Below are 19,684 nucleotides of genomic sequence, written 5' to 3' on the forward strand. Positions count from 1 at the left end.
TCATCACAGTTCGTGCGTGGGCGTGAGTTCTACTTAGAACGTTCTTTCAAGAACTCCCTCGACGAATTTCGCTCCGTCCCCCGAAGCAAGATTCATTGCGACTTGTGTCGCGCCGAAGTTCACATAAATGAGTTTTCACGTAATAAAGCGAACGCGCAAGTAATAATGCCGTCACCTTCTCACATTGTGAGACGACTTGCATGAAATGTGATGCGAAACACATGTAAAGCGTTTTGCATCACATTTCATGCCAGATTGTTGAACGATCCGTGATATGACGGGTAAGAATGGGGAAATTGGCCGTTCTAAAGTGTGAAAACGCTTCCACTCTTACCTGAATATTCATGCAGCGGTCTGTATGTAATGAATTTTTCAATTGACAGTACTGGAAATTCGGTGGAGCGGTCTTGTATGGCGTGAAACTTCTGTGAAGCCCGGAAATGCGGCGCTTTCCACTGTTCGCTCCCCATACGAATGAGGCCCGGATGCCCCACGGCTCGAAACCGACGCGGTAGGCTCACAGGAATAACACAGGTTCGGCAAAGTAGTTTCTGAATCCCCATTGAAAGGGTGATGACATGACCACTTCCCGCTTTTCTCCGGCTGACCTCCCTCGGCTTCAGCACCCTGACGGCTCGCCTATTAAGGCGCTGGTAGTGGATGACGAACCCACGCTCGCAGAGCTGGTCACGATGGGCCTGCGCATGCTGCACTGGGAAGTTTTGACGGCGCATGACGGCCCGAAGGCCGTTCAAATAGCGCGCGCCGAAATGCCTGACGTCCTGATCCTGGACTGGATGCTTCCCGGCTACGACGGCCCCGAGGTCCTCGAAAAGATCCGCCTCTTCTTGCCGGACGTTCCGGTCATGTTCTTGACGGCGAAGGACACTGTGGATGACCGCATCGAGGGTCTCGCGAAGGGCGGCGACGACTACGTCACGAAGCCGTTCAGCCTCGAGGAAGTCCTGATTCGTTTGCACCGTTTGGTGTCGCGCAGTGGCGCGGCGACCGCGGATTCCGCCGAAATGGTGGTGGGCGACCTGGTCATGAACACGGATTCGCGCGAAGTCCGCCGCAACGGCGAGGAAATTACCTTGACGGCAACGGAGTTCGATTTGTTGCGCTATCTCATGGAGAACCCGCGGCGCGTACTGTCCAAGACGCAGATTCTCAATGCTGTGTGGAACTACGATTTCGGCGGCCAGGCCAACATCGTGGAGCTTTATATTTCCTACCTGCGCAAGAAGATCGATGCCGGGCATGAGGCCATGATTCACACCGTGCGCGGCGCCGGTTACGTCCTCAAGCCGGCCTCCTAGGCGCCGGGGCTCGATCTGTGAAACGCGCCGCTCTGCGGACCCGCTTGGTTGCGGCTCTGCTCATTATGCTGACGTTGATTTGTTTGGTGATTGGCTTCTTTACACACACTATTTTGCGTACGACGACGCTGGGTCAGTTAGATGCCGAGCTTCAAGATGCCACCAATCGCGCAGTCAATTTCCGCGACGGTTCCGACCGAATTCGTACGGACGATGACGATCCGCTTTACGCGCCTGGTCAGGCCTCCGGAACGCTGACGGTTCGCGTGTCTAGTGGTCTTGTTGCTTCTTCGGGTGTCTTGGATTCAACGACCGGCGAACGAGTGAGCCTCACCGCGGACGATCTCGAAGAACTCACGAAGGAAGCCGACACTGCTAGCCCTCAAGACGCCGAATTGTCTGTTGGAGAATACCGAGTGCTGGCCAAAGAGGACCACCACGGCGGGTTCATCATTGTGGGTCTTCCCACCGCTTCGGCCAAGCAGACACTGCGAACGTTCGATAGGTCGATCATCATTGTGGCGACGTCCGGCATTCTGGTGACTGGCGTGATTGGTTGGCTCATCATTCGCCGCTCGTTGCGGCCTCTTGAACGCGTCTCGAGCGTTGCCACGAGTGTGGCCGATTCCGTTTCTGACCTGTCTTCCGAGAAGGAGCATGCGCCCATCACGCAGCGCGTAGATGCCCGCGACGCCCAGCCTGGTACCGAGGTTGGCAATGTGGGCTCAGCTCTCAACAACCTCTTGGACAACGTTGATCAGGCACTGACCGTGCGTCAACGTTCTGAACAGCAAATGCGAAACTTCGCCGCGGACGCCTCCCACGAATTGCGCACTCCACTCGCCGCAGTGCGCGGCTACTCCGAGCTCATTCGGGCCACCGAGCACTTGAGTGAAGACGGCGAGAAATCGATCCAGCGCGTGTTGGATCAGTCGGACCGGATGAGCGCCTTGGTGGAGAACTTGCTGCTCTTGGCGCGTCTCGATCAAGGCCAGAAGCCCAAGGAAGAGCCGGTTGACTTGAGCATTCTCGTAGCTGAGAGCGTGCAAGATCAACGCATTGCATCCGCGGATCACCAATGGAAAATGCAGTTGCCGGAATCCAGCGTCACGGTGCGCGGCGACCGGCAGCAGCTGGCTCAGGTGCTTTCTAACCTCTTGTCCAACGCACGAAAGCACACGCCCGAAGGTTCAGAAGTCATTGCCTCTCTGCGCATAGCCACGGACCGTGCGCATGCCGAACTCAGCGTTCAGGACAACGGTCCCGGCATCACACCAGAGTTCTTGCCGTACATCTTCAAGCGCTTCGCGCGCGCCGACAAGGCTCGTTCGGGCACCGATGGCACCACTGGACTGGGCTTGCCGATCGTCAAGGCAATCGTCGAAGCACACGGTGGAACTATCGTTGCGGCTAGCCGCCCAGGGCATACGGAATTTGTGGTCCGGCTTCCCTTGGCGGTGCCTCCGCAACCGGACCGAGCGCCGTCGTACTCCGCATAGCTAGCGATCCTCGAAAGGGGCACTAGCTCTTCGCGGAATCGTTGCCGCTATTTAGTGGGCGAGGCCGTAGAGGCGGTCGCCAGCGTCACCCAAGCCGGGGACGATGTAGGACTTTTCGTTGAGGCGTTCGTCGCGAGCGGCGAGGACCAAGTGGACGCGATCGTCGTCGCCGTGCTCCTTTTCGAGGCGGGCGATGCCCTCGGGCGCCGCGATGAGGCAGATGCAGGTCACCGAGTCGGCGCCGCGTGCGAAGAGGAACTTGATGGCCTCGGACAGCGTGCCGCCGGTGGCGAGCATTGGATCCAAGACGAAGACTTGACGGCCGGACAAGTCGCCCGGGAGGCGCTCGGCGTAGGTGATGATGTCGAGGGTTTCTTCGTTGCGGGCCATGCCCAAGAAGCCCACCTCGGCGGTTGGCACCAAGCGAGTCATGCCTTCGAGCATGCCCAGGCCGGCGCGGAGAATCGGGACCACCAACGGGGTTGGCTTCGCGAAATACGTTCCGATGGTGGTGGCCACGGGAGTTTCAAGCTCAGCCTCGACGGTGCGAACTTCACGAGTGGCCTCATAGGCCAGCAACGTGACGAGCTCTTCCGTGAGCTGACGGAACACCGGTGAAGGCGTGTTCTTGTCTCGCAAAACGGAGACTTTGTGGGAGACAAGGGGATGGTCAACAACCTGTACGCGCATGCGTCCAAATTACCACCGCGACTACAGTGATTTCGTGACTTCTTTTCCCGTCTCACGCCGCGCCCACTACGAAGAGTGGATGGGGCTTGCTCTGGAACAGGCTTCTGCGGCGCTTGAACACAAGGATGTGCCCATCGGCGCCGTGGTGTTGGACGAGTTTGGGGCAGTCATTGGAGTGGGCCGAAATGAGCGCGAACTCACGGGAGATCCCACCGCTCACGCCGAAGTTTTGGCTATCCGGGCTGCTGCTTCTACGTTGAAATCCTTGGGCGCTGACGACGGGTGGCGGTTGGAACACTGCACCTTGGTGGTCACTTTGGAGCCGTGCGCGATGTGCGCGGGGGCAATTGTTCTTTCTCGCATTCCGCGCGTGGTGTTTGGGGCATGGGACGAAAAAGCTGGTGCGGCTGGTTCGGTGCTGGATGTTTTGCGCGAGCCACGGCTCAATCACTGGGTAGAAGTGGTGGGCGGCGTTCGCGAATCCGAATGCGCTGAGATGCTGAAAGAATTCTTCGCAAGCAGAAGAGTGTGATCCGGGCCATACTGGAGGGGTGACTGAAACGTTTACTTCACAAGAGTCTTCTGATCATCAAGGTCTCGACGCCTCCTCACCCCTTGAGGCTTTCGCTGAACCTGCCATCCATACTGTGCGCCGCTGGCTGCGCGAAGCCGCGGACTATCCGGTGGATTCGGCTGCCGCGCAGCTCGCGTCTGTGCTTCGGGATCCGTCTGGGCTCGAGTTCACGGTGGGCTTCGTGGATGGTGTGATCCGTCCAGAGGATCCGTCCGTGGCGGCCGCGAAGCTGCGATCTCTTGCTGCGAGCGCTCCGTCGTTCTTGCCGTGGTACCTCTCCGGGGCTTTGAAAGCCGGATCTCTGGCCTCTCATGTGGCTCCTTCCGTGGTGGTTCCGGCCGCTCGCCGGGCTTTGCGCGAGATGGTGGGTCACCTCATCATCGACGCGTCCGATGACAAGTTGGGCCGTGCCATTGCGCGCTTGCGCCAGGACGATGTTCGACTCAACGTCAATCTTCTGGGCGAGGCGATTCTTGGCGAGCAAGAGGCTGAGCGCCGACTTGCCGGAACCTCGCGGCTTCTCTCCCGTCCTGACGTTGACTATGTATCCATCAAGGTCTCGGCAACCGTCGCCCCACACAATCACTGGGCTTTCGACGAAGCCGTTGAGCACATCACGTCTAAGCTCCTTCCGTTGTTTGTTCAGGCCTCCTTGGCCTCGCCTGCTCCGAAGTTCATCAATCTGGACATGGAGGAATACAAAGACCTCGAACTGACCATCGCGGTCTTCACTTCCCTACTGGACCGCCCCGAGCTCAAGAACCTGTCCGCGGGCATCGTGTTGCAGGCGTATCTGCCGGATGCATTATCTGCGATGCACCGTCTGCAGTCCTGGGCTGCCTCTCGCGTGGCGTCTGGCGGCGCGCCGATCAAGGTTCGCGTGGTCAAGGGCGCCAACTTGCCGATGGAGCGCGTGGACGCCGACCTGCACGGCTGGCCGTTGGCGACGTGGAGCTCAAAGGCCGAGTCCGATGCCTCCTACAAGGCCGTTCTCGATTTCGCGTTGCACCCTGAACGAATCGCCAATGTTCGCATTGGCGTGGCTGGCCACAACTTGTTCGATGTGGCGCTCGCATGGCACGTGGCGACAGCTCGTGGTGTCATGGACGGCATTGATTTCGAGATGTTGTTGGGCATGGCGACTGGTCAGGCTCAAGCGGTGAAGAAGGACGTAGGGCACTTGTTGCTTTACACACCAGTGGTTCACCCGGCCGAGTTCGACGTAGCGATTGCCTACTTGGTGCGACGCTTGGAAGAAGGTGCGAGCCATGAGAACTTCATGTCCGCCGTCTTCGAGCTCGATTCCAACGAAGCGCTTTTTGAGCGCGAGAAGGACCGTTTCCTCACTTCCCTGGGCATGGTTTCCGAGCTGGGGATTCCTTCTGCTCGGCGCACGCAGAATCGTTCGACAGAGAATTTCTTGGATGGTTCGGATATTTCGGACAGTTCAGAGAGTTCGGACATTTCAGACTCTTCAGACGTACTAACACCTGCTTTCCACAACACTCCGGACACGGATCCGGACTTGCCGGCCAACTGCGCGTGGGGCCGAGAGATTCTGTTACGGGCTAGGACCTCGAAGCTCGGCGAAGAGACAGTGCGCTCCCACCTGGTTGACACCCCATCCGCTCTGGACATTGTCATGGATGCCGCCACGTCCGCGAATGACGCCTGGCGGGAGCTCTCTGGCGCCGAGCGCGCTGCGGTACTGCGCCGGGTGGGCCGCGAGCTGGCCCAACGTCGCGGAGAACTCCTTGAAGTGATGGCTTCTGAGGCCGGAAAGACCTTGGAACAAGGCGACCCAGAAGTCTCTGAAGCGATCGACTTCGCGAACTACTACGCGCAGCTCGCCGAAGAACTCGACGACGTTACCGGCGCTCGCTTTGTCCCGTCCCGGATCACCGTGGTCACTCCCCCATGGAACTTCCCTGTGGCGATTCCGGGCGGCTCGACTCTCGCTGCGCTCGCTGCCGGTTCCTCGGTCATCCTCAAGCCCGCCGGACCAGCGCTCCGTTGTGGTGCGATCCTCGCCGAGGCCATCTGGGCAGCGTTCGATGCGCACGGAATCTCGCGGGACGTCCTGCAGTTCGTGAAGTTGTCCGAGCACGCGTTGGGCACCCAGCTCATTTCCCATCCGCTCACGGATCGCGTGATCTTGACCGGCGGCTACGAGACGGCCGAACTCTTCCGCTCCTTCCGCACTGATCTGCCGTTGCTCGCTGAGACGTCGGGCAAGAATGCGATTATCGTGACCCCGTCCGCCGACCTGGATCTGGCCGTCAAGGACGTGGTGAACTCGGCGTTTGGCCATGCGGGACAGAAGTGTTCGGCGGCGTCGCTGGTGATTTTGGTGGGTTCCGTTGCGACGTCGAAGCGCTTCCACCGGCAGTTGGTCGACGCCGTACATTCGCTCAAGGTCGGCTATTCCACGAGCCCTGAGACGCAAATGGGACCCGTGATTGAAGTGCCGGGGCAGAAGTTGCGCCGCGGACTGACCGAGCTTGGACCGGGTGAAAACTGGGTGCTCCAGCCACGCCAGCTGGATGACTCTGAGAAGTTGTGGTCGCCAGGTGTTCGTGCCGGCGTGAAGCGCGGCAGCGAGTACCACCTGACGGAGTACTTTGGCCCCGTTCTGGGCGTCATGACAGCCAGCACGCTGGAAGAAGCCGTGGAGATGGTGAATGAGATTGACTATGGCCTGACCTCCGGTCTTCATTCGCTACATCCTGACGAAATTGAGCACTGGCTGGAACACATCGAAGCCGGAAACCTCTACGTCAACCGCGGAATCACCGGCGCTATCGTCCAGCGCCAGCCATTCGGCGGGTGGAAGAAGTCTGCAATCGGCGCGGGCACCAAGGCGGGCGGCCCCAATTACCTCCTGGGCTTGGGCGATTGGGAAGACGCTCCCCTTGATTTCTCGCACGAAATTCCGTTGGGCGGGGTGGGGCAAAAGGTGTACGACGCCGCCGCTCACTTCGGGCTCGACGCCTCCGATCTCGAGTGGTTGCGTCAGGCAATGGCGTCTGACCACGAATGGTTCACCAACGAGTTCTCGCAGGCCAAAGACCGGTCGGGACTCGAGTTCGAGCGAAATGTCTTGCGGTATCGGATTCATCCGGTCCTCGTTCGTTACGGTGCGGACGCTGAATTGGTGCAGCTCCTACGAGTTGCGGCAGCTGGCGCCCAAGCCGGGGCCATCGCGAATCAAGGTACCCGCGTGACGGTAGCTGCGGCGTCGTACTTGCCAGAAAATGTGGAGAACCTGCTGAAGGATCTGGGCATCACGGTGCTTGTGCGTGACGACGCCGCTTGGCAGCGGCAACTCAGCGAGTTGGCCGCACAAACCGGGCCGCATTCTGGCGCGCGCATCCGGCTCATTGGCGAGGATGCACTGCCGGTGTTCGAGGCCGTGGGCGGCAAACCGGACATCGCCGTCTATGCGAATCCGGTGACAGGTGCGGGTCGTGTGGAAATGTTGCCGTTTGTGCGCGAGCAAGCGGTGGCGGTCACGGCGCATCGATTTGGCACGCCAAACCACCTGACCGTCGGGATTTTGTAGGGCTGTTACTCCCCTGCCGATTTGGGATGATTTCCGCGCTCCGGTACAGTGTTCGGGTACTGGTGACGTGTCCGAGCGGCCGAAGGTGCAACACTCGAAATGTTGTGTACGGTAACCCCGTACCGAGGGTTCAAATCCCTCCGTCACCGCGCTAATACAAGGAAGTCCCTGATTACTTAGTAGTCAGGGACTTCCTTTTTGTTTGCTTTCCCTGACTCAGAACCGGTTGCTTGCTAAGCGTTGTCAACGGTGAGGACATTCGGGGAATCCGCACCGACTATGGTTGCCAATAAAACGATCCACTTTGATCCCGACTTCCCCAGCCGATTGACAGTAGGTGTCTTGAGTTGAGCTCTTACCCAGCAACTGCCCCGACTCCCCCAGGCCTCGCATTCGTGGCTCAGATCCTTGTGGACGTTGGCAGCCCCATTGACTTCGGCCAGACAAGCGAGGGCCACCGGCGAGTAGTGCCGATCATCGGAGGAACTGTCTCAGGGCCTAGATTACAGGGAACTGTTCTGCCGATGGGCGCTGACTTTCAGCTCCTTCGCAGCACTGAGACTACTGAGCTGGACGCGCGTTATGGCTTGGAGCTCGACGATGGATCACTGATCTATGTCCACAATTTGGCGCTGAGGTACGGTCTGGCTGCTGATATCGCGAAGCTCAATAAGGGTGAGCCTGTGGACCCTTCACTGATCTATTTCCGCTGCATGCCACGTCTGATGACCTCTGCCAGCAAGTGGGAGTGGATGAATCACACGCTGTTTGCCGGAACCGGGGAGCGGCTACCGAGCCAGGTTCGCATCAATATTTTCAAGGTTGAGTAGCTGGTGTTCGAGTTTTTTAGCTCAAGGAATGGCGAGTACCTAGAGGTGAATTTCACCCACAGGCACCCGCCTTCTTCGGCTTCTTGGAGAGTTCTGCACAAACGAATTGGTGTTGTTCTAAGTGTCGTAGGCCACACCTAATGTGGATGCCATGGACGAGCACAAGTCATCCAAAAACACCGATCCGCCGCCGCCTATTGACACGCTCAATATTCAAACTTTGCGCGCTCTTTTGAAGAGGCAGCGCGAGCTCGATGCAGTCCTCATTGAGGCTATTTCGAGGGTTCCTGCGTCTCCTTCTGAGTTAGACGGTCTCGGAGTGGATCTCGAGTCCTATTCCCACCAAACAGGCCGCGCCCAGGTTGCCTTTGCAGCGCGGATGGAGCGAGAGCTGGCTGAGATTGAGGCTGACAAGAAACTCTCCACGCGACGTTCTCCGTATAAGTCGGTCAAGGATCGGCTTTCTCAAGTGCTGCACATCAATCCGGGCGAGGTGCAGAAGCGACTCGACGTCGCACACGCAATTGCACCGGGTTCTCCTGTTGCCGCGATGGACAACGGTCGCGAACTAGAAGCAGCTCATCCGATCACCCGCGCGGCTTTCGATAATTCGGACCTTTCCGTTCCGATGTCGGCCCGCATCGTGAGTGCCGTTGACCGACTACGCACGCCCATCGAGCAGGTCACGAAATCCTTGGCAGAGGCCGAAGCGCTACTCGCAGAGCTGGAAACGGATCTGGTTTCCACCGCGCAGAGTGCAACGCCTAAAGCGGTGGAGCGGAGCATCAAGAACTGGGAGCACCGGATCAACGCTCTCGGCGTTCAGCCCAGCCAGCGAATGAAGCAGGACTACCAAGGTGCTTTCTACAAAGGGAAGAGGTTTGGTTTCCACGAGTGGATGCTCCGTCTTGACGATTTGCAGCACGAAACACTGCTAACGGCCGCCGCGCCAGAGGTGAATCCGCGTAGCGCCAACCACGACTCGTCCGACCTTGGCGAGCTCTCGCTCGCGGCAGATGAGAATGGGAAACCGATCGAGCCACCAAAGGACCAACGCTCGATCAACCAGAAGCGACTTGATGGCGCAATCCACGCGATGACAGTTGGACTCCGCACGGGGAAGCTCTCGATCAATGGTGGGTATCAGCCTCAAATCGTGGTGAATATTGACCACAAGACGCTCGAATCGGAGTTCAATACCAGCGCGCTCTTTCGTTCTGATGCTGTGCACTCGGGTCCTTTCAACCCCATCGCTATCCGCCAGCTGGCCTGCAATGCGGAGCTGATCCCGGTAGTGCTCGGATCGAAATCTCAGGTTGTCGACGCCGGAAATCGCAACAGACTCTTCAGCGCCGAACAACGCAAGATTCTCTACGCCCGGGATAGAGGATGCACCTTCCCTGGATGCACTTCAGGAGTTGACCGCTGCGAAGCGCACCACGTGCAGGAATACTCCAGAGGCGGCGTGACCACGTTGGAAAACGCGGCCATGGTGTGCCGACATCACCACCATCTGGTCCACGAAACAGGCTGGATGATCTTGATGCGAGACGGCGTCCCGTTCTGGAGCCCGCCTTTCGAAGAGGATCCCTCGCAACCGCTCACGCGAAACACCTATTTCCACCCGGAAAAGTCCTTCATCCTGCCCCGTCAAAAGATGCTGGCCTGAGAGACCTTGCACCCGGCAACAGGTCATCGCCCAGCGCGCTAAACCGGTACGGCACCGCTAACGCCGATACGAATGCAGATTGAAATCTGAATAGTGAGAAGTGACAAGAAGAAACAAAGAAGAATGCCGAGTCCCGTCAATCCGGGCGTGGGCTCGGCACGCGATCTCCATATGCTTCGCGAGTACTTCAAGCGAGCCCAGAAATAGGGCAAAGTGGACGGCATGCGCATTTACGGTTTCGCTTCCTACGGTGGTCCTGAAGTCCAGCAGTTCATGGACGTCGAAGATGAGACACTTCGACCGGGAACGGTTCTCATTCAGACTTTCGCCGCAGGTGTAAACCCCGCAGACATCAAGGTTCGATCAGGAAAGCGCTCATCATCTGTGCCCGTCGAGTTTCCGATGGCTATTGGCCGGGAAGCCAGCGGAGTAGTTCTCGAAGCTGAACCAGGATCTGGCTTCGAAGTCGGTGACAAAGTGTTTGGTTCCACGGCGACCGGTAAAGGTGCACTCGCTGACCAAGTACTGGTCACGGCTTCACAAACGGCAAAGATTCCAGACGGCGTCTCGTTTGAGCAAGCGGCATGCATCCCAGTAGCCATCGCGACCGCTTGGGATGCCATCCAAGAACTCAAGCTCGAAGAAGGCCAGACGCTCCTAGTGCTCGGGGCAGGTGGCGGTGTGGGATCTCATGCGCTTCAGTTCGCACGGAATCTTGGTGTGCGAACGATTGGCGTCGCTAGTCACCGCAAGAAGAAACTCGTTGAGTCCTATGGCGCGCAGCATCTCGATTCGCAAACCTTTCAAGACGTTGGCGTGAACGCCGAGACCGAAGTGGATGCAGTCTTTGATTGCGTTGGCGGCGAGACGCTCCAACTTGGCGCGTCGCTGGTGGCCGACAAGTCCAAGATTCGCAGCATCGCGGCGACCGATCTCGCCAAGGAATTGGGCGGCGACGCTGTGACTCGACGACGAAGCTCCGTGGCCTATTTAGAAGTAGCCAACTTCATTGCAACGGGAGCTGTGGCACCGAACATCAACAGCGTCGTCGTCATTGAAGATGCCGCGGAGGCGATCGCCGAAGTAGAAGGCGGTCACTCGCTCGGCAAGACCGTGGTGGTATTCCGCGACTGAGCCCTGACCTCGCGAATTCCGTGGAACACTCGGTGCGCCAGGATGACGACGCCTGCCCACGCGAGACCCAACGCGAAAGCTGCGAGCACGTCGGTGAGCCAGTGATGACCCAAGAACACGCGACTTAGACCCATCGCGAGCACGAACACTGTGCAAGCAATGATGGTCATGACGCGCGTGATGTTTCCCTTCGCTTCGAGGAAGATCAGGTACGCCACGATGGCCATGATCGCCGTGGCGTTCAGCGTGTGTCCGGAGGGAAACGAGGGCGAGGTCTCATACGGCGGAACTGCGAGTTCCATAGCGGGCCGCGCTCGGCCAAAGGTTTGTTTGCCAACGATCGTCATCGCGACAGAACCTGCAGCCACAGAACCCAACAAAATGAGCGGACGCCATGAGCGGCTCCGCCACGTGATGACCGCAAGCACTATGAGCGCCAGGATCGGCATGCCCACCTGACCGCCAACGTGGGTGAACCAGGTGACTCCTTGGTCCAAGGCTTCCGTGCGGTGAGCAATCATCCATTGCAACACGGGCTGGTCGAAGGCGGCTGCGCCGTCGTGCTCGCCAATGCTCTCGTAAATTTCCGCGGCTACCGCGGTCAAACCCACCACCGCTAAGAGGCCAAAAATGATGGTGATCCACATTGCCGTGTAGGGGCCGAGGAAGCTCGGCGCGCTTTCGCCCAAGCGACGCGTGATGGTCTGCTGCGGTTTCGTTTGATGGAGTTGCACCTAAGAACTGTAGGGAGGAAGTCTGCGCATTTCCAGCTAGCCGGAAGTGCTGTTTCCTGCGACAACTGCGACGGTGGGAGAATATCAGCATGTCATTGCGCGTTTTGGCCATCGGGAAGAAGCACGAGTCGTGGGTTACCGAGGGAATTGACCGGTACGAAAAGCGCATGAAGAAGCCTTTCGACCTCTCATGGCAGCTGTTGCCGCATTCGAGCCGCGAAGGCGATGCCGCACGCGCTGAAGAATCCGAACGAATTCTGGCGAAGGTCAACGATCAAGACTTCGCAGTGCTACTCGACGAGCGAGGCAAGAATATTGACTCGCCCACGCTTGCAGCCACGCTGACTCAGGCGTTTGATTCGGCCAAGCCCGTGACGCTCATTATTGGTGGAGCATACGGAGTTGATGCGAGTGTTCACTCACGCGCGAACTTCGTGTGGAGTCTTTCCAAGCTAGTTTTCCCGCATCAGCTAGTGCGTCTGATCCTTGCGGAGCAGTTGTACCGTGCCCAGGAAATCGCTGGCGGCCGGCCGTATCACCACGTCTAACGCCAAGTTGAGCACGTTGTCCTGCTCTTCAGGCGAACTGCGTTCTAACTGTCGGTGACAGAACGTAGGCTAATGAAATGAACACGCGGACAAATAGCTCCCCGGAAACGCAAGAGGTCCTTGGGAAGTTTTCGCGTGCCACGAAAGACTGGTTTGAAGGCGCTTTCGCCGGACCGACTCCTGCGCAGCTCGGCGCGTGGGATGCGATCTCGCGCAAGGAAAATGCGCTGGTCATCGCGCCGACGGGTTCCGGCAAGACCCTCGCGGCTTTTTTGTGGACGTTGGATTCGTTTATTCGAGATGCTTCGGCCAACGTTGTTCCTGAATTACCGCTGGATCTCGCGGAACCGGGGACACTGAAGAGAGCTCAAGCGAAGCAGAAGTCCGCCACGAAGGTTCTCTACATTTCACCGTTGAAGGCGCTCGGCGTGGACGTCGAGCGAAACCTTCGAGCGCCCCTCATAGGCATCACGCAGACCGCGAGACGACTCCAGATTCCAGTTCCGGATATTACGGTTGGCGTTCGTTCGGGTGACACTCCGGCCAACGAGCGCCGCAAACTCCAGACCAATCCTCCAAACATCCTCATCACCACGCCTGAGTCTTTGTATCTCATGCTGACGAGTCGCGCTCGTGAGACGCTTTCGAACGTCCACACTGTAATCGTGGATGAGATTCATGCAGTCGCTGGAACTAAGCGAGGCGCTCATCTCGCCGTGACGCTAGAGCGACTTGATGCTTTGCTGAAAGAGCCAGCTCAGCGAATCGGACTCTCGGCGACGGTTGAGCCGCAAAGTGAAGTGGCGCGATTCCTCGGCGGAAATCGTCCGGTCACGATTGTCTCTCCGCCGAGCCAGAAAACTTGGAATCTCAAAGTCACGGTGCCCGTTGAAGACATGACGGACCTGCCTGCGGCAGTAGCCGCTCATGATTTGGGACCAGCGTCCGGGCTTCAGCCGCAAGCGAGCATCTGGCCACATGTTGAAGAACAGATCGTTGATCTCATCGAAGAGAATCGGTCCACGATTGTCTTCGCCAACTCGCGACGCCTAGCTGAGCGACTGACTGGCCGTCTCAACGAGATTCACGAGTCCCGGCTAACCGGCGGCGAAGTGTGGAATCCTTTCGCCCCCAACGGCATCGGATCCACGGCCGCCGAGATGATGGGGCCGTCAGGAGCGACTGGCGCAATCGCCAGCCAAGTGCCTGATAGTCCCATTGAACAATTGGCCCGCGCTCACCACGGGTCCGTCTCGAAAGAGCAGCGTGCGCAGATTGAAGACGATCTGAAGTCTGGGCGGCTTCGGTGCGTGGTGGCAACAAGCAGCCTTGAACTGGGCATTGACATGGGCCTTGTTGACTTGGTCATTCAGGTCGAGGCCCCGACTTCGGTGGCTTCTGGTTTGCAGCGCGTGGGCCGTGCTGGTCACCATGTGGGCGAAGTGTCCAAAGGCGTGTTCTTCCCAAAGCACCGCGGCGATCTGGTCAACACCACCGTCACGGTCGAGCGAATGCTCAAGGGCAACATCGAAGCGCTCAAGATCCCGGCGAACCCGCTGGACATTCTGGCGCAGCAGACGGTTGCTGCTAGCGCGCTCGGAACGGTGGACGTTGAAGAGTGGTTCGACATTGTCCGCGGCTCCGCGCCATTCGCTAATCTTCCACGCAGCGCATTCGACGCCACCCTGGATCTGCTCTCCGGCAAGTACCCGAGCGATGAGTTCGCGGAGCTTCGCCCACGCATCATTTGGGACCGCGACGGGGGCACGTTCGAGGGTCGTCCCGGCGCCCAACGTCTCGCCGTCACGAGCGGTGGAACCATCCCTGACCGCGGCCTCTTCGGCGTCTTCCTTGCAGGTAGCGAGGACGCGGGAACCGGCGGGCGACGCGTCGGCGAACTCGACGAGGAAATGGTCTACGAGTCGCGAGTCGGCGACGTCTTCGCGCTCGGCGCCACAAGCTGGAAGATCGAGGACATCACTTTCGACCGCGTCCTAGTCAGCCCCGCGTTTGGCCAGCCCGGCAAGCTTCCGTTCTGGAAAGGCGATTCGCTGGGTCGGCCGTATGAGCTTGGCGTTGCTTTGGGCCAATTCCAGCGTGAGCTGGTGCAGTTATCAGAGGACGACGCCGCAGCTCGGCTTTCAGAGGTCGGTCTAGATGAGTGGGCCACCGGAAATCTGACGCGGTACTTGGCAGATCAGTTGGAAGCCACCACCGCGATCCCGAGCGACAAGACACTCATTGTGGAGCGCTTCCAAGACGAACTTGGTGACTGGCGACTGGTCCTCCACTCCCCCTTTGGCATGTCCGTCCATGCTCCGTGGGCACTCGCCGTGGGAGCTCGACTCCACCAGCGTTACGGACTCGACGGCTCCGCGATGGCCGCCGATGACGGCATTGTCCTTCGCGTTCCCATGATGGACGACGAACCACCGGGTGCTGAACTTTTCTACTTTGATTCGGACGAGCTGGACCAGATCGTGACCGCCGAAGTGGGCGGGTCTGCCCTGTTCGCCTCACGTTTCCGCGAATGCGCAGCGCGTGCCTTGTTGTTGCCCCGCCAGAATCCGGCCAAGCGCCAACCGTTGTGGCAGCAACGTCAACGGTCTGCCCAACTGCTCGATGTTGCCAAGAAGTTCCCGAGCTTTCCGATCATTCTCGAGACCGTCCGCGAATGCTTGCAAGATGTATACGACCTCCCAGCTCTTCGCCACGTGGTCGCGAATATTGAGAACCGTAAGATTCGCGTGATCGAGACCCAGACGCAGCAACCGTCTCCGTTCGCACAGTCCTTGCTGTTCGGTTACGTCGCGCAGTTCCTCTATGAGGGCGACTCTCCGCTCGCTGAACGTCGGGCGGCTGCGCTCTCATTAGATCCCGGACTGCTTAACGACCTGTTGGGCAGAGCCGAGCTTCGAGAACTCCTCGATGCCGGCGTCATCCTGCAAACTGAGCGCGAGCTCCAACGGCTCACGCCTGACCGGAAGCTCAAGGGCATCGAAGGCATCGCGGACCTACTGCGGCTCTTGGGTCCTTTGTCTGCCGATGAAATCGCTGATCGCATCGACTGGGGAAATACCGAAGCGGAAACAAACGCGGATGCAGATTCAGATGCAGAAGCGCATGCACATGTCGGCGCAGGCGCAGTAGAACGCAGCCAGGAACTTGGCATGGAACTGGTTCGAGCGAATCGCGCGATGGCTGTCCGAATCGGTGGTCGGGAAGTATTTGCGGCTATTGAAGATGCCAGTCGTCTTCGTGATGCTCTCGGTGTTCCGCTGCCTATCGGTGTCCCTTTGGCGTTCGTTGAACCCGTCAATGATCCGCTCGGCGACATGGTGGGCCGCTATGCCAGAACCCACGGACCGTTCACGGCGGCAGAGGCTTCTCATCACTTGGGGCTGGGCGTCGCTGTCGTCAACCAGACACTGCGCAAATTGCTCGCCGAAGGCCGTCTCGCCGAAGGTGAGTTCCGTCCACATGGAACGAGCACGGGCACTAGCGCTGGCACGGGCACTGACACCGAAGACTCCTCGACACTTCCAGCTGCAACCGCCACAGATACCGAGTGGTGCGATGCGGAGGTTTTGCGAAGGATTAGGCGCCGTTCCCTTGCCGCGCTGCGCGCAGAAGTGGAGCCCGTAGACGCGGCAACCTACGGCCGCTTCTTGCCCGCGTGGCAGTACGTCGGTGAGAATCTGCGCGGCGTGGATGGTGTGGCCGCCGTGCTCGACCAACTCTCGGGCGTGCGAGTTCCTGCGAGCGCATGGGAAACTTTCGTCCTCCCGGCGCGCATCAAAGACTACCAGCCGGCCATGTTGGATGAACTGCTCTCAAGCGGTGAAGTGTTGTGGCAAGGAAACGGATCGCTCGCGGGCAACGACGGATGGCTGAGCTTCCATCTAAGAGACCACGCACCGCTGACGTTGCAGCGCGATCCGGAGTTTGAACCGAGCCCGTTTCACACGGCCATCATGGACGCACTCTCGCTCTCCGGCGCTGCGTTCTTCAAACAGCTCCACTACCAACTTGGACCGCTCAACACGTCGACGCCTCCCACGGAACAGCAGCTTCTCGTAGCTCTGTGGGAACTCGTGTGGGCTGGCCGAGTCTCGAATGACACGTTTGCTCCGGTCCGAGGACTCCTTGGCGGCGGACGGACGGCACATCGTCAAAAAGCGAATCCTCGTGCACGGTCGGCCCAGTTGGGCCGAGTCCGCGGCATGAGAGTGCGCGGCTTAGGCGCCGGTTGGCAAGCAAGCAGCGGACTCCGAGCAACGTCAGACACCTCTGACGGCGCCAGCGGAAGCATGAGTGGGGCAGCGCCTGGCATCACCGCGCAATCACCGTCCGCGGCCGGCCGATGGAGTCTGGTGTCCCAGCCTGAACAGGACACCACGCTGGCACTCGCGGCAACGGCTGAATATCTGCTTGACCGCTACGGCGTGCTCACGCGCGGATCGGTCATGTCCGAAGAAGTCACCGGCGGATTCGGCATGCTCTATAAGTTGCTGGCTCGCATGGAAGAATCCGGCATTACGCGCCGCGGCTACTTCATTGAAAAGCTCGGCGCCGCCCAGTTCTCCACGCCTGCCACCGTCGACCGGCTACGCACCCACGTCAAAGACATGGACGTTGCTCACGACATTCCGGTCACGGCCCTGGCGGCAACGGACCCCGCGAATCCCTACGGCGCGGCACTGCCCTGGCCCACGCTCCCAACGGCGTCGAACGACGTCACCCCCACGGGCCATCGCCCGGGACGGAAGGCGGGCGGCGTCGTCGTACTCTCAAATGGTGAACTGGCACTGTATGTGGAGCGCGGCGGCAAGACGGTGTTGGCGTTCATCGATGATGCGGAGCGGCTGCAAGCTGCGGCGCATGAATTGGTGCGCGTGCTGCGGGTAGCGCGAGTGGACAAGATGGCGATGGAGAAGGTCAACGGCCGGCCGATTCTTGATTCGACGATTGCAAAGGCTCTAGTCAATGCCGGTTTCTACACCTCGCCCTCCGGTCTAAGGTTCAGGAGCTAGCGTGCCCGAGGGAGATACCGTTTTCCGGACCGCCGCGAAACTCCGCGCCGCGCTGGAACACCAGACGCTCACCGGATCCGACTTTCGCGTCCCGAAATTCGCCACCGTGGACCTATCAGGTCGCGAATGCACCAGTGTGGAATCCCGTGGGAAGCACCTGTTCATTGTGTGTGAGGACCTCGCGATCCATTCGCACCTCATGATGGAAGGGCATTGGGACGTCTACCGGCCCGGCGAGCGCTGGCGCTCCCCCGCGTTCAAAGCGCGCTGCATTCTGTCCGTCGCAACTGCTCAAGCAGTGGGTTTCGAGTTGGGCTTCGTCCGGCTTGTTCCTACGGCTTCCATGTACGACGACGTAGCTCACCTCGGTCCCGATCCTTTGGGTCCCAGTTGGGACCGGGATGAGGTGTTGCGGCGGATGAGGTTGTGGCCGGAGACCAAGATCGGTCTCGTGGTGCTGGATCAATCCGTGCTGGCTGGGGTTGGCAATATTTATCGTTGCGAATCTTTGTTCATGGCGCGCGTCAATCCGCATTCGCTCGTGAGTGAATTGTCTGATGAGGTTCTGTTGGGTCTCATCGACATGATGCATCGGCTGCTGAATCTGAACCGCGAACGAGGCCGGCGCATCACCACCGGCGCGGTGGGTCGTGAGCCGTACTGGGTGTACGGGCGTCGCGGAAAGCCGTGCCAACGTTGTGGCGCGCCCGTGGTTTATGAGCGTTTGGGCGATCCGCAGCTCCTGCGCGGCAGGGTCGGTGGGAGCAAGGATGGAGACTCGGTGAGCACGGAGTCCGTCGAGCGCGACTTATTCTATTGTCAGTATTGTCAACGAGCTTAAAGGGGAACGCTTGTGAGATATTCGCCCGTCCGATCCAACCCGCGCGTCCTGGCGCTCCTCTTGGCCGGTGGCCAGGGAAGCCGGTTAGCCCCGTTGACGGAAGCGCGCTCCAAGCCTGCGATGCCCTTTGCCGGAACGTATCGGCTCATCGACTTCGCGCTCTCCAACCTGGCGAATTCGGGCATCCGCAATGTGTGGGTGGTGGAGCAATACAAGCCGTTCGAACTCAATCAGCATCTTGCTAATGGCCGCCCGTGGGACCTCGACGGCACCTATGAAGGCCTACGAATCCTGCCGCCTTTTGAAGGAAGCGAGCGCGACGGGTTCGCCGAAGGCAACGCTCACGCGATCTATCAGCAGATTCCAAAGCTCAAGGAATCTGGCGCGGAACACGTCATCGTCATGAGCTGCGATCACGTGTACCAGTTGGACCTTCGCCCCGTGCTGGCTCAGCACGAAGAAACGGATGCGGACGTCACCATCGTGACCACCACTGTGGATGACAACCCAACCCGCTACAGCGTCGTGACGGTGGACAAGAACTCCCGTATCACCGATTTTCAGTACAAACCAGACAACCCAAACGGGAACACCGTGGCCACGGAAGTGTTCGTCTACAAGACTTCCGTGCTGATTGAGACGCTGGAGCGCTTGGCGCAAGAATCGGCGAAAGCATCCAAAGACGCAGACGACGCTTCAGACGAGGGTTCGTCCATTGGTGAGCAGCTCGGCGACTACGGCGAGCGCCTTCTGCCCGCTCTCGTAGACGGTGGCCGCGCCTTCGCCTACCCGCTCCACGGGTACTGGAAAGATCTGGGTACCGTCGACGCGTATTTCGGTGCCCACATGCAATTGCTCGACGGCAACGGCGTCCAACTCGGGGACCCCGACTGGCCCATCATGACTAACACCATCGGTTTGCCACCCGCTTTTATCGACCACACCGCCACTATCGGGCACTCGCTGGTTTCCGCGGGCGCACGCGTGTCCGGCACTGTGGAGCACAGCGTCATTGGCCCAGGTGTCACCATCGAAAACGGAGCGACCGTGTCTCGATGCATCTTGCTTGGCGACAACCACGTCAAGAAGGGCGCCGTCTTGGAGTCGGTGATCGCGGACATCGGCGCGGACTTCGAAGACGGCCGGGTGGGCGAAACAAAGCCGGGTCCGGGCAACATCACCATCGTTCAACCGGCCTCCCCTGGCATAGGCTGAAGAGGCATTACCTCGTGACATCTTGACTGGAAGGAA

At 59.4% G+C, this 19,684-nt stretch carries 13 protein-coding genes and 1 tRNA gene; 12 read left to right on the plus strand and 2 right to left on the minus strand.

Going from position 1 to position 19,684, the window contains the following annotated elements; translation table 11 throughout:
* Positions 1-578: 578 nt before the first annotated feature.
* Together BKA12_RS07940 and BKA12_RS07945 are read left to right on the plus strand one after the other, a co-directional pair.
* Entirely contained in the window at positions 579-1,319 is a 741-nt protein-coding gene (locus BKA12_RS07940; RefSeq protein ID WP_183642269.1) for a response regulator transcription factor, read from the plus strand.
* Positions 1,320-1,336: 17 nt separating this feature from the next.
* On the plus strand, positions 1,337-2,818 hold the full coding sequence (locus BKA12_RS07945; protein WP_183642272.1) for an ATP-binding protein: 1,482 nt from the start codon (positions 1,337-1,339) through the stop codon (positions 2,816-2,818).
* A gap of 51 nt (positions 2,819-2,869) precedes the next feature.
* Here the strand turns inward: BKA12_RS07945 and upp are convergent, their stop codons facing one another.
* On the minus strand, positions 2,870-3,508 hold the full coding sequence (gene upp / locus BKA12_RS07950) for a uracil phosphoribosyltransferase (RefSeq protein ID WP_183642275.1): 639 nt from the start codon (positions 3,506-3,508) through the stop codon (positions 2,870-2,872).
* 34 nt (positions 3,509-3,542) lie between these two features.
* Here upp and tadA point away from each other — a divergent pair, with 34 nt between their 5' ends.
* From tadA to BKA12_RS07980, 6 genes are all read left to right on the plus strand, one after another.
* Positions 3,543-4,040 carry a tRNA adenosine(34) deaminase TadA gene (tadA, locus tag BKA12_RS07955; RefSeq protein WP_338087470.1) on the plus strand — a complete coding sequence of 166 codons (498 nt, stop codon included), beginning with the start codon at positions 3,543-3,545 and terminating at the stop codon, positions 4,038-4,040.
* 19 nt (positions 4,041-4,059) lie between these two features.
* Positions 4,060-7,644 carry a proline dehydrogenase family protein gene (locus tag BKA12_RS07960; protein WP_183642281.1) on the plus strand — a complete coding sequence of 1,195 codons (3,585 nt, stop codon included), beginning with the start codon at positions 4,060-4,062 and terminating at the stop codon, positions 7,642-7,644.
* A gap of 61 nt (positions 7,645-7,705) precedes the next feature.
* Positions 7,706-7,793: transfer RNA gene (locus tag BKA12_RS07965), tRNA-Ser, on the plus strand.
* A 198-nt stretch (positions 7,794-7,991) separates the two neighbouring features.
* Complete coding sequence (locus BKA12_RS07970) at positions 7,992-8,474, plus strand: DUF3237 domain-containing protein (RefSeq protein ID WP_183642284.1); 483 nt, start codon at positions 7,992-7,994, stop codon at positions 8,472-8,474.
* A 151-nt stretch (positions 8,475-8,625) separates the two neighbouring features.
* Positions 8,626-10,143, plus strand: coding sequence for an HNH endonuclease signature motif containing protein (locus BKA12_RS07975; protein WP_183642287.1), 1,518 nt, complete (start codon positions 8,626-8,628; stop codon positions 10,141-10,143).
* Positions 10,144-10,365: 222 nt separating this feature from the next.
* Positions 10,366-11,277: an NADP-dependent oxidoreductase gene (locus BKA12_RS07980; RefSeq protein ID WP_183642290.1), complete on the plus strand. Its 912-nt coding sequence runs from the start codon at positions 10,366-10,368 to the stop codon at positions 11,275-11,277.
* Here the strand turns inward: BKA12_RS07980 and BKA12_RS12630 are convergent.
* Positions 11,238-12,011 (minus strand): phosphatase PAP2 family protein, encoded by a 774-nt coding sequence (locus BKA12_RS12630; RefSeq protein WP_183642293.1) that lies wholly within the window; start codon positions 12,009-12,011, stop codon positions 11,238-11,240. The two genes, BKA12_RS07980 and BKA12_RS12630, sit on opposite strands and share 40 nt — an antisense overlap.
* Before the next feature lie 89 nt (positions 12,012-12,100).
* Between BKA12_RS12630 and rlmH the strand changes: the two genes are divergently transcribed.
* The 4 genes from rlmH to BKA12_RS08005 all read left to right on the plus strand — a co-directional run bounded on the left by rlmH (position 12,101) and on the right by BKA12_RS08005 (position 19,648).
* The gene (gene rlmH / locus BKA12_RS07990) at positions 12,101-12,559 is read left to right on the plus strand and encodes a 23S rRNA (pseudouridine(1915)-N(3))-methyltransferase RlmH (protein WP_183642296.1); all 459 of its coding nucleotides are present in this window, start codon (positions 12,101-12,103) and stop codon (positions 12,557-12,559) included.
* A 77-nt stretch (positions 12,560-12,636) separates the two neighbouring features.
* Entirely contained in the window at positions 12,637-17,592 is a 4,956-nt protein-coding gene (locus tag BKA12_RS07995) for an ATP-dependent helicase (RefSeq protein WP_183642300.1), read from the plus strand.
* Position 17,593: 1 nt separating this feature from the next.
* The gene (locus tag BKA12_RS08000) at positions 17,594-18,433 is read left to right on the plus strand and encodes a DNA-formamidopyrimidine glycosylase family protein (protein ID WP_183642303.1); all 840 of its coding nucleotides are present in this window, start codon (positions 17,594-17,596) and stop codon (positions 18,431-18,433) included.
* Between the two features lie 12 nt (positions 18,434-18,445).
* On the plus strand, positions 18,446-19,648 hold the full coding sequence (locus BKA12_RS08005; protein WP_183642305.1) for a sugar phosphate nucleotidyltransferase: 1,203 nt from the start codon (positions 18,446-18,448) through the stop codon (positions 19,646-19,648).
* Positions 19,649-19,684: the final 36 nt, after the last annotated feature.

The sequence above is a fragment of the Neomicrococcus lactis genome (assembly GCF_014200305.1).
GTDB classification, from domain to species: domain Bacteria; phylum Actinomycetota; class Actinomycetes; order Actinomycetales; family Micrococcaceae; genus Neomicrococcus; species Neomicrococcus lactis.

What these genes read in the sequence shown, in the direction of transcription:
- upp (WP_183642275.1), bottom strand. Translation starts at nt 3,508, where the DNA reads ATGCGCGTACAGGTTGTTGACCATCCCCTTGTCTCCCACAAAGTCTCC.
- BKA12_RS07980 (WP_183642290.1), top strand. Translation starts at nt 10,366, where the DNA reads ATGCGCATTTACGGTTTCGCTTCCTACGGTGGTCCTGAAGTCCAGCAG.
- BKA12_RS07995 (WP_183642300.1), top strand. Translation starts at nt 12,637, where the DNA reads ATGAACACGCGGACAAATAGCTCCCCGGAAACGCAAGAGGTCCTTGGG.
- BKA12_RS07975 (WP_183642287.1), top strand. Translation starts at nt 8,626, where the DNA reads ATGGACGAGCACAAGTCATCCAAAAACACCGATCCGCCGCCGCCTATT.
- BKA12_RS07940 (WP_183642269.1), top strand. Translation starts at nt 579, where the DNA reads ATGACCACTTCCCGCTTTTCTCCGGCTGACCTCCCTCGGCTTCAGCAC.
- rlmH (WP_183642296.1), top strand. Translation starts at nt 12,101, where the DNA reads ATGTCATTGCGCGTTTTGGCCATCGGGAAGAAGCACGAGTCGTGGGTT.